This window comes from Porticoccaceae bacterium LTM1, assembly GCA_030252795.1.
Taxonomy (GTDB): domain Bacteria; phylum Pseudomonadota; class Gammaproteobacteria; order Pseudomonadales; family Porticoccaceae; genus SCSIO-12696.
In genome coordinates, this window is sequence record CP127080.1 from 375002 (window position 1) to 388436 (window position 13435).

The window sequence follows — 13435 nt, forward strand, 5'->3', positions numbered from 1 at the left end:
CCTCGGGCTCATCAACAAATAACAGCGCCTCGAAGTAATTTAGACTCAAAGCAGCTCGTTGAGCTTCTTGTTGAGAATCTCGTTGACCTGTTGCGGGTTGGCTTGGCCTTTTGATGCTTTCATTATCTGGCCAACAAAATAACCCATCATTTTGGGGCGTTTCGCTTCATCCGCTTTTACGAAGTTCTCCACCTGTTGCGGAGAGTTGGCAATAACCTCATCAACCAGCGATTCAATGGCACCACTGTCTGAAACCTGTTTCAGGCCGTGGTTCTCGATAATGGCATCTACGTCGGATTCGCCTTGCCACAAGTGATCAAACACCTGGCGAGCCATCTTGTTGGACAGGGTACCATCACTGATACGAGTGACCAGTGCGGCGAGCTGCTCGGCATTTATAGGTGAATCCGACAGTTCTTTTTCTTCCGCATTCAAGCGAGCTGCCATTTCACCCATCATCCAGTTGGCTACCAGCTTGGCGTCTGAATCGCCGGCCGCCTTTTCAAAGTAGCTGGCAGTTGCTGACTCGGCCGAGAGCAGGCTGGCGTCGTAGTGGGAAAGCCCGTATTGCTGCTCGAAGCGAGTGCAGCGTGCATCCGGTAGTTCCGGCAAGCTGTTGCGCAATGCTTCGATGTAGTCATCTTCTATCACTACAGGTAACAGGTCCGGGCAGGGGAAGTAACGGTAGTCGTTAGCTTCCTCTTTGGTGCGCATTGAGCGAGCAGTTTTGGTGGCGCCATCGTAGAGGCGTGTTTCCTGGACTACCTTGCCACCTTCTTCAATGACGTCAATCTGGCGTTGTACTTCCTGGCGAATACACTCTTCCATAAATTTGAAAGAGTTGAGGTTTTTGGTTTCAGTCCGAGTGCCCAGCGGCTCGCCTTTGCGGCGAACTGAAACGTTTACGTCAAAACGCATGGAGCCCTGAGACATATTGCCGTCACAGATTCCCAAAGAGGTAACGATTGAGTGGAGCTTTTTGGCAAAAGCCACTGCCTCTGCAGCGTTGGACATATCCGGCTCGGTCACTACCTCAATCAAAGGCGTGCCGGCACGGTTCAGATCGATGCCGGACATATCATGGAAATTTTCGTGCAGGGATTTACCGGCGTCTTCTTCCAGGTGAGCGTGGTGAATGCGTACGGTTTTGGTGCTGCCGTCCGGTAGATCTATTTCAACATGGCCCGCCCCGACAATTGGCTTTTCCAGCTGGGTGGTCTGGTAGCCTTTAGGCAGATCCGGGTAGAAATAATTTTTTCGCTCAAATACCGAAGTCTTGCCAATCTCGGCGTCGATCGCGAGACCAAACATCACTGCGTAACGGAACGCCGCTTCGTTGGGAACGGGCAGGGTGCCTGGCATTGCCAGATCAACGGCACTGGCCTGGGTGTTTGGCTCGGCACCAAATGCGGTGCTGCTGCCAGAAAAGATTTTGGATTGGGTGGCCAGCTGCACATGCACTTCCAAGCCGATTACTGTTTCCCAAGTCATTATTCGATACCTCCGGCAGTCTGCTTGTGCCAATCGGTCGCCTGCTGGAAGCGATGGGCGATATTGAGCATTTTCGCCTCGTCAAAATAGTTACCGGTAATCTGCAGTCCGACAGGCATGCCATCGCTGAATCCGGCAGGGATTGACATACCAGGCAGCCCCGCCAGGTTGGTGGCAATGGTGTAGATGTCTTCCAGGTACATGGCGACGGGGTCGCTGCTTTTTTCACCCAGCTTGAAGGCGGTGGACGGGCATGTGGGGCCCATAATTACATCCACTTCCTTAAAGGCATCGATAAAGTCCTGGCGAATCAAGCGGCGCACTTGCTGGGCTTTTTTGTAATAGGCGTCGTAATAGCCGGCGGAAAGTGCATAGGCGCCTACCATAATGCGCTGTTTAACTTCGGTGCCAAAGCCTTCTGCGCGGCTGCGGGTAAACAGGTCCATCAGGTCTTTTGGATCTTCACAGCGATAGCCGTAGCGGACACCGTCAAAGCGGGACAGGTTGGCTGATGCCTCGGCGGGGGCGATCACATAGTACGCCGGTACCGAGAGGTTGGTGTGAGGCAGGCTGATCTCTACCAGGGTTGCACCCAATTTTTCATATTCCGCCAGGGCGTTGCGTATTGCCTGTTCGGTGCCGCTGCTCAAGCCCTCCCCAAAGTATTCTTTGGGAACGCCAATTTTCAGGCCGCTTAAATCGTTGCCCAGGGTGGCACTGTAGTCTGGTACTTCGCGATTAATGGAAGTGGAGTCTTTGGGGTCAAAGCTCGCCAGGGTGTTGAGCATAATGGCTGCATCTTCGGCGCTGCGGGTCATCACCCCGGCCTGATCGAGGCTGGAGGCAAAAGCGATCATGCCGTAGCGGGAAACTCGACCGTATGTGGGCTTAATACCGGTTATGCCGCAGAGTGCTGCGGGTTGGCGAATGGAGCCGCCGGTGTCAGATGCGGTGGTGGCGACAGCCAGGTGCGCAGCAATGGCCGCGGCGGAACCGCCGGAAGAGCCGCCTGGTACTCGCTCGGTGTCCCAGGGATTTTTCACCGGACCGTAAAAGCTCGATTCGTTGGAGGAGCCCATCGCAAACTCATCCATATTGGTTTTACCAAGCATCACTGCACCTGCAGCGTTGTAGTTGGCAACGATGGTGGCGTCGTAGGGCGGTACAAAATTATCCAGCATTTTAGAGGCGCTGGAAGTGCGCACGCCGTTGGTGCAAAACAGGTCTTTGTGGGCAATGGGGATGCCGCACAGCAGTGGAGCATCGCCCTGTTTTATGCGCTGGTCGGCAGCAGCAGCTTGCACCAGTGCCTGTTCAGCAGTCACGGTGATAAAGCTGTTGTAAGTGCCATCCAGTTTTGCGATGCGATCCAAATAGTGCTGGGTAAGCTCGACACTGGAGTACTCGCCGGCGTGCAGGCCTTTGGCGAGTTCGGTCAGGGATTTGTTGTGCATGTCGTTACTCGCCATCAGTCGATCACCTTGGGAACCAGGTAGAGGCCGTTCTCTGCAGCCGGCGCAATGCTCTGAAACGCTTCGCGCTGATTGGTTTCTGTTACCTCATCGGCTCTCAGTCTCTGGGCCGCCTCTGTCGGGTGGGCCAGCGGCTCGATATTGCTGGTATCGATATTCTGCAATTGATCCACCAGATTGAGCACCTTGTTAATGCGGTCAGTGGTGTCATTAATCTCGTTTTCGGAGATGGCAAGGCGCGCCAGATGGGCGACTTTTTCGATGTCGTTGCGTTGGATACTCATGATGATTTCCGCGATGAATTCGAAGTGGATCGATTGGTAAAAAGCACAGGCCGGAAACTTTAACATAAGGATATGGATTGGGCAGTACCGAAAAAGGCATAGATTACTCAAAAATGTGAGCTTTGGCCGGGCTTTGCCTAAATCTTCGGTTGCCCTGTTCCACGCTGGTTGCTACAGTCGCGTGTTGAATTTATCCGTTGTGTGCTGTAGCCCTGAAGCCAGCATCCGGACTGTAATTGAGAGCGCGGCAGGTACATGTAAACTCTGTCGGCTGACAAGGAAAAAGAATGTTCAAACGACTCCGTGGAATTTTTTCCAACGACTTATCTATTGACCTCGGTACCGCAAATACACTGATCCATGTCCGTGATAAAGGCATTTTGCTGAATGAGCCTTCGGTAGTAGCCATTCGCCATCACCATGGCCAGAAAATTGTTGAAGCAGTTGGCGTTGAAGCCAAGCGCATGCTGGGACGTACCCCGGGTAACATCACCGCTATTCGCCCAATGAAAGACGGTGTGATCGCCGACTTTCAGGTAACCGAGAAAATGCTTCAGCACTTTATCAAGAAAGTGCATGAAAGCCGCCTGATTCCGCCAAGCCCGCGAGTTCTGATCTGTGTGCCCTGTCTGGCTACCGAAGTGGAAAAACGCGCTATTCGTGAATCGGCAGAGAGTGCTGGTGCGCGCGAGGTGTACTTGATTGAAGAGCCGATGGCTGCTGCTATTGGTGCTGGCCTGCCGGTGGAAGATGCCTGTGGTTCGATGGTAGTGGATATCGGTGGTGGTACCACTGAAATTGCCATTCTTTCATTGAATGGTGTTGTTTACTCGGATTCTGTTCGTATTGGTGGTGACCGTTTTGACGAATCCATCACTAACTATGTTCGCCGCAACTACGGCAGTGTGATCGGCGATTCAACAGCTGAGCGCATCAAGATTGAAGTGGGTAGTGCCTACCCGGGTAGCGAAGTACGCGAGATAGATGTGCGTGGTCGCAATCTGGCGGAAGGTGTGCCAAAGAGTTTTACCCTGAACAGCGATGAAATCCTTGAGGCGCTGCAGGAGCCGCTGGCAGGTATCGTCCAGGCGGTAAAACGCGTGCTTGAGCAGTCTCCTCCCGAGTTGGCATCAGATATTGCCGAGAGCGGTATCGTGCTGACGGGTGGTGGCGCACTGTTGCGTGATATTGATCGTCTGTTGACCCATGAAACCGGCCTTCCGGTGATTGTGGCGGAAGATCCACTGACCTGTGTGGCGCGCGGTGGTGGTAGAGCCATGGAGATCATGGATAAACGCAATCTGGATATTCTGTCTTCCTGATTGCCTGCCCGGGGAGCTGATATCTTTATTATTGCTCCCCGGGATTCAAGCATCTATCCAGTAGGTTTGCGTTAACTGTTTACCTGGCCGCTGGCAACGCGTTGTGAACAATAAAAGACTGGACGGCTCTTCGTGTGTCACACTTGTCCTCTCAAACAGCAGTTATTTTCAAAGCCACTTACGACTTTAGTCGTGTAGTGCGCGGCTGCTTCCAGGAGGCCTGCCATTAAAAATATCTTCCAAAAAGGGACTTCTCCGGCCCGTCGTATTCTTATATTGGGTGTGGCGGCGCTGTTGCTGGTAGCTATAGATACTTACACCGATTGGTTGAAACCGGTTCGCAATTTTCTCGAAGAAGTTACCTATCCATTACATCAGCTCGCCGATCTGCCTAGTCGCGTTGCAGATTGGGGGGATGATGTTACCCGCAGTCGTGTGGATCTCGAGCAGGAGAACGAAAAACTGCGTACCGAGATATTGGTATATCAGGCGCTGGAACAACGAATGGCCGAATTGGCGGCTGAGAATATCCGCCTGCGTGGCTTGTTAAATGCCACTGAGCTGGTTAAGGATAGGGTCCGGGTTGCCGAGTTGGTCAGTGTCTCCCCTGACCCTCTCAGTCATAAAGTCACCATTAATCGCGGAGCCGAGGACGGCGTATTTGTCGGTCAGGCAGTGATTGGCTCGCTTGGGTTGATGGGGCAGGTGACTGATGTGTATCGGCACCACAGCCGGGTGTTATTGATTACCGACAGCAGTCACGCACTACCAGTGCAGGTGAGTCGTAATGGCTTGCGTTCTATCGCCGAAGGTATTGGTGATTACGGCGAACTGAAGTTGCGTTATGTGTCTCCCACCATGGATATTCGCGAGGGTGATACTGTGATCAGCTCTGGTCTTGGCGATCGCTACCCGGTGGGTTACCCGGTAGGTAAGGTAGTCAGTGTTGAGGAGCAACCAGGGGAGCCATTCCTGAACGTCACCATTGAGCCTGCCGAACCCCTTAATCGCCGCCGCCATGTGCTGCTGGTCTTCTCCGATCAGGAGGCAAAGGTACCGGTTCCGAATGTTGAGGAGCAGCCATGAGGCGGCCCTATCAAAGCAATCAGTTGGGGGCATTATTAATTGCTCTGCTGTTGGCTACCGTGCTGCAGATTTTACCTCTACAGCAGCAGCTTTCATTCTGGCGCCCCCAGTTTGTGTTGTTGGTGCTGACCTTCTTCCTTTTATACAGGCCGCTGGATTATGGGGTGGCAACTGCCTGGTTGATAGGCTTGATGCTGGACTTCGTGTTTGGCGGAGTGGTGGGGCGATATGCTTTGGCGTTGGGAGTTTGCGCCTACCTGATTAATCTGCTGGCGAAACGCTTATTACACGCCCACATCTGGCATCAGTGCGGCGTCGTATTTCTACTGGTGGCAGCGTCCCAGCTGATTGTGGCCAGTGTAAATCTGCTAACGCATAGTAACGCCAGTTGGTCGATCATATTTTTGCCGGCAATCAGTTCGGCGTTGATTTGGCCGCTGATCTATTTTTTGATGTTCCGTTGGGTTCGTCGATAATTCCATTCATTGACAGAGCCGGTACGCCGTAGAGCTTCTGGGCGTTACAATAGTTATTAAGAATCACAGACAAGGTAGTACATGACGGCACCAGTGGATTTTATTCTCGCGTCGGGATCACCGCGGCGTCGGGAGCTTCTCGAACAGATTGGCGCTTGCTTTACCGTCGCCCCGGTCGATATTGCCGAACATCCCCTCAATTCAGAATCTCCTCGCGATTACGTGACTCGTCTGGCGCTTGAAAAGGCGCAGGCCGGGTATGTCCGCCAAAAAGAACCTCGTGTGCCGGTGTTGGGGTCTGACACGGCGGTGGTTTTAGGCGATCGAATTTATGGCAAGCCCGCGAATGAGGCTGAAGCTGTAGAGATATTGATGAGCTTGTCCGGCTGCAGTCACACCGTCATGAGTGGGGTGGCAGTAGTAGATGGCGCACATCATTCGATATGCCTTGTGGAAACTGAAGTGCATTTTCGCGAACTAACAGAACAGCAGTGTCGCCAATATTGGGCCACTGGCGAGCCCGCAGATAAGGCTGGCGGTTATGGTATTCAGGGGCTTGCAGCGGTATTTGTCGATCGTATCAGTGGCAGTTATTCCAACGTGGTAGGTTTGCCGCTGGCGGAAACGGCGGATTTATTGCGTAAGTTTGGAATTGAGGTATGGAAGGGAGTGTGAGAGTGGCTGGAGTTTGTGAGCTTAATAGTGACGGGTCGCACGTCGCACGTCTGACGTCGCACGCTGCGGAGCTTTGCTCCGCGTGGTTGTCATTTCTGGTTGCGGAAGTTTTAAGCGTGCGACGTGCGACGTGCGACGTGCGACCTCTTACAGAACGCACCGATATCTCAATGCAACGCCACCACCTGGAGACCCTCCACCAATGAGCGCAGAAATTCTCATCAATATAACTCCCATGGAGACCCGGGTAGCCATGGTTGAAAATGGTGTGCTTCAGGAAGTCACCATCGAACGCACACTCAAGCGCGGTGTGGTGGGCAATATCTATCGCGGAAAAGTGGTGCGGGCGATGCCTGGCATGCAGGCAGCCTTTGTGGATATCGGTTTGGAGAAAGCTGGCTTTATTCACGTTGACGATATTCACAAACCGGAAGGCTGTGCAACGGATGATATCCGTCAACTGCTGCACGAAGGGCAGCCTGTAGTTGTTCAGGTGGCTAAGGATCCGTTAGGCACCAAGGGGGCTCGGCTGACCACACAATTGTCAGTATGCTCCAAGTACCTGGTGTATTTGCCTCAGGAAGATCACATCAGTATTTCCCAGCGCATTGAAAATGTTGAAGAACGTGAGCGGTTAAAAGCTGAATTGGCCGCAGTGCTGGAGCAGGAAAAAGACAATAGCGAAAATCTCGGTGCGCCCGGTGGCTATATTATTCGTACCGCCGCTGAAGGTGTGGCTGTAGATGAGTTGCGAAAAGATATCGGCTTCTTGCGTCGCCTTTGGCTGGATGTGAAGGAACGCGCCAACAATACCCCAATGGCCAGCAACGTGTTTGAGGATCTTCCCCTTCACCTTCGCACCCTGCGGGAAATGACCCGCGACGGGGTGGAAAAAATTCGCGTCGATTCCCGCGAAGCATATGAAAGCATGCTCTCATTTGCCAAAAAATATCATCCGGAGTTGATGGAACTGATTGAGCATTATCCCGGTGAGCGGCCACTGTTTTACCTCTATTCGGTAGAAGACGAAATTCAGAGAGCGCTGGAACGCAAGGTACAACTTAAGTCAGGCGGTTACCTGGTGATCGATCAAACCGAAGCGATGACTACGGTGGATGTAAATACCGGTGCATTTGTTGGTCATCGCAATCTTGAAGAGACCATTTTTAAAACCAATATGGAAGCCGCTACGGCCATTGCGCGGCAATTACGATTGCGTAACCTCGGCGGCATTATCATTCTCGACTTTATCGATATGGTGGAGAAGGAGCACCAGCGGCAAGTGCTGAGGATTCTGGAAAAGTCGCTGGAAAAAGACCGTGCAAAAACCACCGTGCTGGGCACTTCTGATCTCGGCCTTGTGGAGATGACCCGCAAGCGCACCAGCGAAAGTCTCGAGCACATGCTGTGTGAACCCTGCAGTGTCTGCAACGGAAGTGGCACGATAAAATCTGCCGAGACAGTGTGCTACGAAATTCTGCGGGAAATTATTCGCGAAGCACGCGCTTATGAGTGTGAAAAGCTGCTGGTATTGGCGTCACCAATGGTGATTGACCGGCTGCTTGACGAAGACTCGGCCAATGTCGCAGACCTGGAAGAATTTATCGGCCGACCGATTCAGTTCCGTGTGGAAAACATGTACACCCAGGAACAGTACGACATTATTCCGGTTTAAAGTTCAATGGCACTTAGTTAAGCCTGATGTTGCCTATTTACAGCGGTATCCGTCATTCCCGCGCAGGCGGGCGAGGTGCTACATGGACGTAGCGCTTACCGAACCAAGGGATGTAATCCATGCAGTTCGCCGCTCGAAACCAAATGGATCCCCGCCTACGCGAGGATGACGGGCTTAACTAAGTGCCATTGGTTTAAAGTTAACAGGGCCTAGTAACAAGGTAGTTGTGTGATCGCATTAAAAGTACTGACCAAGTTGTCTCGCTGGCTGTGGCATACCGTTGCTGCAGTAGTGATTGGTTATGCGATTTTGGTGGTGCTTGGGCGATTACTGCTGCCTTCACTGGATAATTATCGCGACGATATCAGTAGTTATTTGTCCGGGTTGCTGGAGATGGATGTGCAGGTGGAGCGTCTTTCCGGCACCTGGCCGAGATTGGCACCGATCCTCTCTGCCGACGGTGTTGAATTTAAGTTGAATGACAATTCCGACGGCGGCATAGCTGTCAGTCAAATCAGCGCCGAGCTGTCGCTGTTTGAATCAATCTGGGAGCGCGAGCCTATCTGGAAACAGCTTCACCTGGGCAAAGTGTCGCTGGTTCTTGAAGAAGACGCTAACGGCCAGTGGAGTATCGCCGGTGTGCCACTGGCTGAGGGTGGCGGGGGGTTTGATCCGCTGGGAGTGCTGCTGTACAGCAGCCTTATTCAAATTGACCAGATAAAACTCGCGCTTAATTTTTATTCTGGTACTTCAATGCAATTTTCTGCCAACGACATCAAGGCGGAAAACAACAGTGATTTCCACCGCGTAGTTGCCTCCCTTAAGGATTCTCAGGGTGTCCAGTTGGCGCGTTTAGTGTTTGAGGCAACCGGTGACCACAACGTCCCTGACAGCTTTGATGCCAAAGGTTATCTCAAACTGAATCGCATCAATATTGGGGGTGGTATTAACGCTGTGGCGCGGCAGTGGTTTCCAAAGCAGATAGAAACGATTGGCAAGCAGCAAACCCAACTCAATTCCGAACTCTGGTTTGATGTAAAAGCAAATGGACAGGCGACACTGGTCGGCAAGTTAAGCGCGGATACTATTCCGCTGGCCTGGGCTAGTGACTTACCGCCGCTGACCGACCTGAGTGCCAAATTCACTGGTTGGTATCATCCGGGTACCGATTGGGGGCTGACTTTACAGGGGCTCGATTTTGGCTGGGGGGACTATCCGGTAAAACCACTGGATATTCGTTTTGGCCAGCGTGTGGGCGCACGTTGGGGTGAGTTTGGGCTGGATGTAAATCACATCAACCTGGGCGTAGCCAGTGAGCTGTTAAAGCAGACCGGATTATTACCAGAGAAAGCACTGGAAATGGCGCAAGCCATGAATCCTCGCGGCACAGCCGAACGTGTAAGTGTTGATTTTTCCCAACAGCCTGATCGTCCACCAATTCTGGTGCGCGCTCATTTACAGGATGTAGGCATTGATCCATGGCGCGGTGTGCCGGGAGCAGAAGGGCTGGACGGTTATCTGGAAATGTCCGGCGACAACGGCCTGTTCGTGATGGATGCAACTGACTTCAGTGTCGATTTTGATTCCTTGTACGATCACCGCTTTGAGGTCGGCAAGGGAAAAGGCACTGTGCAATGGGAGTGGCAGCGTGAGCGAAGTGAAATTCGCCTGGCCACCAGCGAAATGAACTTCAGCCTGGAGCCGGGTGATATTCACGCCCAGTTGATGTTGGAATTGCCACTTTCCCGACCTGATGACGCACCGCAAATGATGCTGCAATTGGGCGCACGTAATGTACATTCCCGCTACCGCAGCCACTACACGCCGGAATTACTGAGTGACAATTTACGCGCATGGCTGGATCAGGCTGTGGGTGATAGCAACGTCGACAGTTTGGGCGTTATTTTTCGAGGCTCGTTGCGCAAAGGGGATCAAGAGAATCGTACTGTGCAACTCTTTGCCGATGTAAGCAGCGGTGAGTTGACATTCCTGTCCGACTGGCCGGTACTCAGTGAATATACTGGGACCATGGTAGTTGATGATTACAGTCTATACAGCTCGGTTAGCAAGGGGAATATTGGCGGATTACCGGTATCCGGTTCCGTCACATACAAGGATCAGCGCCTGAATATTAAGGCTAACAGCGCCAGTGATATCGCAACAACTCGCAAGGCCCTGCAAGTCAGTCCATTGAACAGTTACCTGGCTGGCTTTGAACAGTGGCAAGCAAGTGGCGACATAAACGGTGAACTCAATATGGAGTTCATACTGGATGGAAATAAGGATACGAACCATTACCAGGTTTCAGGGAAAATCTCTGATGTTCGACTGTTTCGGGAGCAATTAGGTGTAGAGTTCACACGCATCAGGTCGGATTTTTTGGTAAACGAAAATGGAATTCATATTCCCGATGCACATGGCTTGTTATGGGGCGCGCCAATCAACCTCTCGTTTACCAGCGATAAAAACAATTTCAAACTGGATGCAAATGGCGAAGTGGATGTAGAAAAAATCCACCAGCATTACCAATTGCAAAATAGTGTACTGCTCAGTGGTCGCACTCGATTGTCTGGCAGTTTGAAAAAGGATCCCGAAACCAGTGAATTGGTTGGCACATTAAACAGTGATCTGGAAGGGTTGGCTATTCAGTTGCCCGCACCGTTTGGAAAGACCACTCAACAAAAACGCAGCCTGATTGCAGATATTCGCTTTAAGGACAATCTACAACTCGAGGCCAAACTGGAAGGTGGGCTGAGAGCGGGAGCCAAATGGATAGAAGGTAAGCTGAGCGGTGGTTATCTCGGTATAAATCGTTCTGATCTGACATTGCCGAATGGCAATTACCTGCAGATTGCCGCCGATATCAAAACGATAGATATCAAAGACTGGCAAGCTGAACTCAACAAAGCGTTAAAAACAGCCAAGCTGTCTGCCCAGTCCATTGATAGTTTCCCAGTGCATTTTGACGCCAGGGTTGGTGAGCTGATTTATTCCGATTGGCAGGTTCGTAAAGCACACCTCAAGGGCAGTTTTGAAGAGGGGCAAGTGGCTTTGTCGATTAATTCGGATCAGGTAGCTGGTACTGCGAGAATTCCACTCGACAGCAACCAATCGGTGGTTGTCGAGCTGGATGATTTGCGACTGCCAGAATTAAAAGAAAATGATGGATCCGAAACTGCCGATAATAAATTAGAGGATTTTGACCCACGGACATTACGGGCCATGGAAATAGCGGTTAACCACCTGTTTGTCGGTGATCGCGAACTCGGCGATGTCAGTTTTAAACTCAACCCTACGGGTACTGGATTAAAAGTCAGCAATATTGATGCAACCCTTTTCGGGCTGGATATAGGTGGTGAAGGTACTGACACGGAGATGGAATGGGTTCATGAGGCAGCGTTTCCTCGCACTCGCTTCAATGGACTTTTGCAAACTGATAATTTGGCCGCCGTGCTGGATAATCTGGGAGTTGGCGCCGTATTGGGAAGTGAAAACGCAGTATTTCGCAGTCGGTTGTTATGGCCTGGCGCACCCTGGAAAATCAGTCCAAAGAACCTCTATGGCCAGATCAGTTTCGCCATGGAAGAGGGCAGTTTTTATCAGGATACAAACGCGCCGACCAACGCCTTTATTCGCGTGGTCAGCTTGTTCAATTTTGAAACCTGGCTGCGCCGCCTTAAGTTTGATTTCAGCGATCTTTACAGTAAAGGCATCAGCTACGACACCATCAAGGGAAGCCTCTGGTTCGATGAAGGGCTTTTGTCGATTCGCGAACCTCTGGTTGCGGAGCTCCCGTCCGGTACCATGCAGATGCAAGGTGATATTGATCTGAATAACGAAAATATAGATGCGCGTATCGTTGCCACACTGCCGGTTGGCACCAACCTGCCGTGGATGGCGGCACTCGCTATCAACCTGCCAGCGGCAGCGGGTGTTTGGCTGGTGAGTAAAGTATTCGACAAGCAACTCGACAGCCTCTCCAGCATCAGTTATCGGGTTAAAGGCTCCTGGGATGAGCCGGAAGTCAGTGTCGAAAAAGTATTTCAGGACCCTAACCGCTCCGAGAAAAAAGCCGCCGAGAAAAAGGCTCGTAAAGCGGCCCAGCAATCCGACAGCAAAGGTGAAAAGTAATGACTGTTACCGTCGCCGCCGTACAGATGTGCAGTGGAAAACAGCTGGAAGAGAACCTGCAGCGCGCCGCACAATTGGTGGCTGAAGCCGTAGAACAAGGTGCCAGGTTAGTGGTGCTTCCGGAAAATTTTGCCTATTACGGCAGTAAAAACTTGCAGGAAATAGCTCAACAGGAACGTACCCCTCACGGCCCGGCAAGGCAGTTCATGGCAGAATTGGCGGCGAGCCAGGGCGTCTGGTTAGTGGGTGGAACCATACCGGTGGCGGATGCGGATTTCCAAAAAGGCTTCGCCAGCTGCTTTGTTTATGACGATACAGGTGAAGAGGTTGCTCGCTACAACAAAATTCACCTGTTCGACGTGGATGTAGGTGACACCCACAATCGTTACCGAGAGTCCGACGACTATATGCATGGTGCCAAACCAGTGGTGCTCGAAACCCCATTCGGTAAAATTGGTTTGTCTGTCTGCTACGACCTGCGCTTTGCTGAGTTGTATCGCGAATTGGCTGAGCGTGGTGCGGAAATTATCGTAGTTCCATCAGCGTTCACTGCCACCACAGGTGAAGCCCATTGGCAGTTGCTGTTACGAGCCCGTGCAGTGGAAAACCAGTGTTTTGTCATCGGTGCCAATATGGGAGAGCGTGATCATCCTCGCAAACCCACTTGGGGAGAATCGATGATTGTTCATCCCTGGGGCAAAGTCCTGAACGCTCTGGAGGGTGGTGAAGGTGTAGTTTGTGCGGAAATCGACCTCGCTGAAATCGCCCACCTCAAATCCCGCATGCCGATCGCCAGCCATCGCCGGCTTTAACCATCTCGTTA

10 protein-coding genes are annotated in these 13435 nt (G+C 51.9%); 7 read left to right on the plus strand and 3 right to left on the minus strand.

Annotation, left to right across the window (positions count from 1 at the left end; all coding sequences use genetic code 11):
• Positions 1-45: 45 nt before the first annotated feature.
• The 3 genes from gatB to gatC are packed head-to-tail and all read right to left on the minus strand — an operon-like array spanning position 46 to position 3247.
• Positions 46-1491 carry an Asp-tRNA(Asn)/Glu-tRNA(Gln) amidotransferase subunit GatB gene (gene gatB, locus QP938_01790; protein WIO74657.1) on the minus strand — a complete coding sequence of 482 codons (1446 nt, stop codon included), beginning with the start codon at positions 1489-1491 and terminating at the stop codon, positions 46-48.
• Positions 1491-2945: an Asp-tRNA(Asn)/Glu-tRNA(Gln) amidotransferase subunit GatA gene (gene gatA / locus QP938_01795; protein ID WIO75601.1), complete on the minus strand. Its 1455-nt coding sequence runs from the start codon at positions 2943-2945 to the stop codon at positions 1491-1493. The genes gatB and gatA overlap by 1 nt, the downstream gene beginning before the upstream one ends.
• 14 nt (positions 2946-2959) lie before the next feature.
• Entirely contained in the window at positions 2960-3247 is a 288-nt protein-coding gene (gene gatC, locus QP938_01800) for an Asp-tRNA(Asn)/Glu-tRNA(Gln) amidotransferase subunit GatC (GenBank protein WIO74658.1), read from the minus strand.
• A 287-nt stretch (positions 3248-3534) separates the two neighbouring features.
• On the opposite strand from gatC, the gene QP938_01805 reads away from it, so the two are divergent.
• From QP938_01805 to QP938_01835, 7 genes are all read left to right on the plus strand, one after another.
• Positions 3535-4569: a rod shape-determining protein gene (locus tag QP938_01805; protein WIO74659.1), complete on the plus strand. Its 1035-nt coding sequence runs from the start codon at positions 3535-3537 to the stop codon at positions 4567-4569.
• A 294-nt stretch (positions 4570-4863) separates the two neighbouring features.
• Positions 4864-5655, plus strand: coding sequence for a rod shape-determining protein MreC (mreC, locus tag QP938_01810; GenBank protein WIO74660.1), 792 nt, complete (start codon positions 4864-4866; stop codon positions 5653-5655).
• Positions 5652-6131 (plus strand): rod shape-determining protein MreD, encoded by a 480-nt coding sequence (mreD, locus tag QP938_01815; GenBank protein WIO74661.1) that lies wholly within the window; start codon positions 5652-5654, stop codon positions 6129-6131. The genes mreC and mreD overlap by 4 nt, the downstream gene beginning before the upstream one ends.
• An 81-nt stretch (positions 6132-6212) precedes the next feature.
• A complete protein-coding gene (locus QP938_01820) occupies positions 6213-6806 on the plus strand; it encodes a Maf family protein (protein ID WIO74662.1) in 594 nt (197 codons plus the stop codon).
• Between the two features lie 202 nt (positions 6807-7008).
• Positions 7009-8481: a ribonuclease G gene (gene rng, locus QP938_01825; protein WIO74663.1), complete on the plus strand. Its 1473-nt coding sequence runs from the start codon at positions 7009-7011 to the stop codon at positions 8479-8481.
• 228 nt (positions 8482-8709) lie between these two features.
• The gene (locus QP938_01830; GenBank protein WIO74664.1) at positions 8710-12612 is read left to right on the plus strand and encodes an AsmA-like C-terminal region-containing protein; all 3903 of its coding nucleotides are present in this window, start codon (positions 8710-8712) and stop codon (positions 12610-12612) included.
• A complete protein-coding gene (locus QP938_01835; GenBank protein ID WIO74665.1) occupies positions 12612-13424 on the plus strand; it encodes a carbon-nitrogen hydrolase family protein in 813 nt (270 codons plus the stop codon). The genes QP938_01830 and QP938_01835 overlap by 1 nt, the downstream gene beginning before the upstream one ends.
• Positions 13425-13435: the final 11 nt, after the last annotated feature.

Bases quoted from the DNA above. Each gene is read 5' to 3' on its own strand.
- gatB (WIO74657.1), bottom strand. From the start codon at position 1,491: ATGACTTGGGAAACAGTAATCGGCTTGGAAGTGCATGTGCAGCTGGCC.
- gatA (WIO75601.1), bottom strand. From the start codon at position 2,945: ATGCACAACAAATCCCTGACCGAACTCGCCAAAGGCCTGCACGCCGGC.
- gatC (WIO74658.1), bottom strand. From the start codon at position 3,247: ATGAGTATCCAACGCAACGACATCGAAAAAGTCGCCCATCTGGCGCGC.
- QP938_01805 (WIO74659.1), top strand. From the start codon at position 3,535: ATGTTCAAACGACTCCGTGGAATTTTTTCCAACGACTTATCTATTGAC.
- mreD (WIO74661.1), top strand. From the start codon at position 5,652: ATGAGGCGGCCCTATCAAAGCAATCAGTTGGGGGCATTATTAATTGCT.
- QP938_01820 (WIO74662.1), top strand. From the start codon at position 6,213: ATGACGGCACCAGTGGATTTTATTCTCGCGTCGGGATCACCGCGGCGT.
- rng (WIO74663.1), top strand. From the start codon at position 7,009: ATGAGCGCAGAAATTCTCATCAATATAACTCCCATGGAGACCCGGGTA.
- QP938_01835 (WIO74665.1), top strand. From the start codon at position 12,612: ATGACTGTTACCGTCGCCGCCGTACAGATGTGCAGTGGAAAACAGCTG.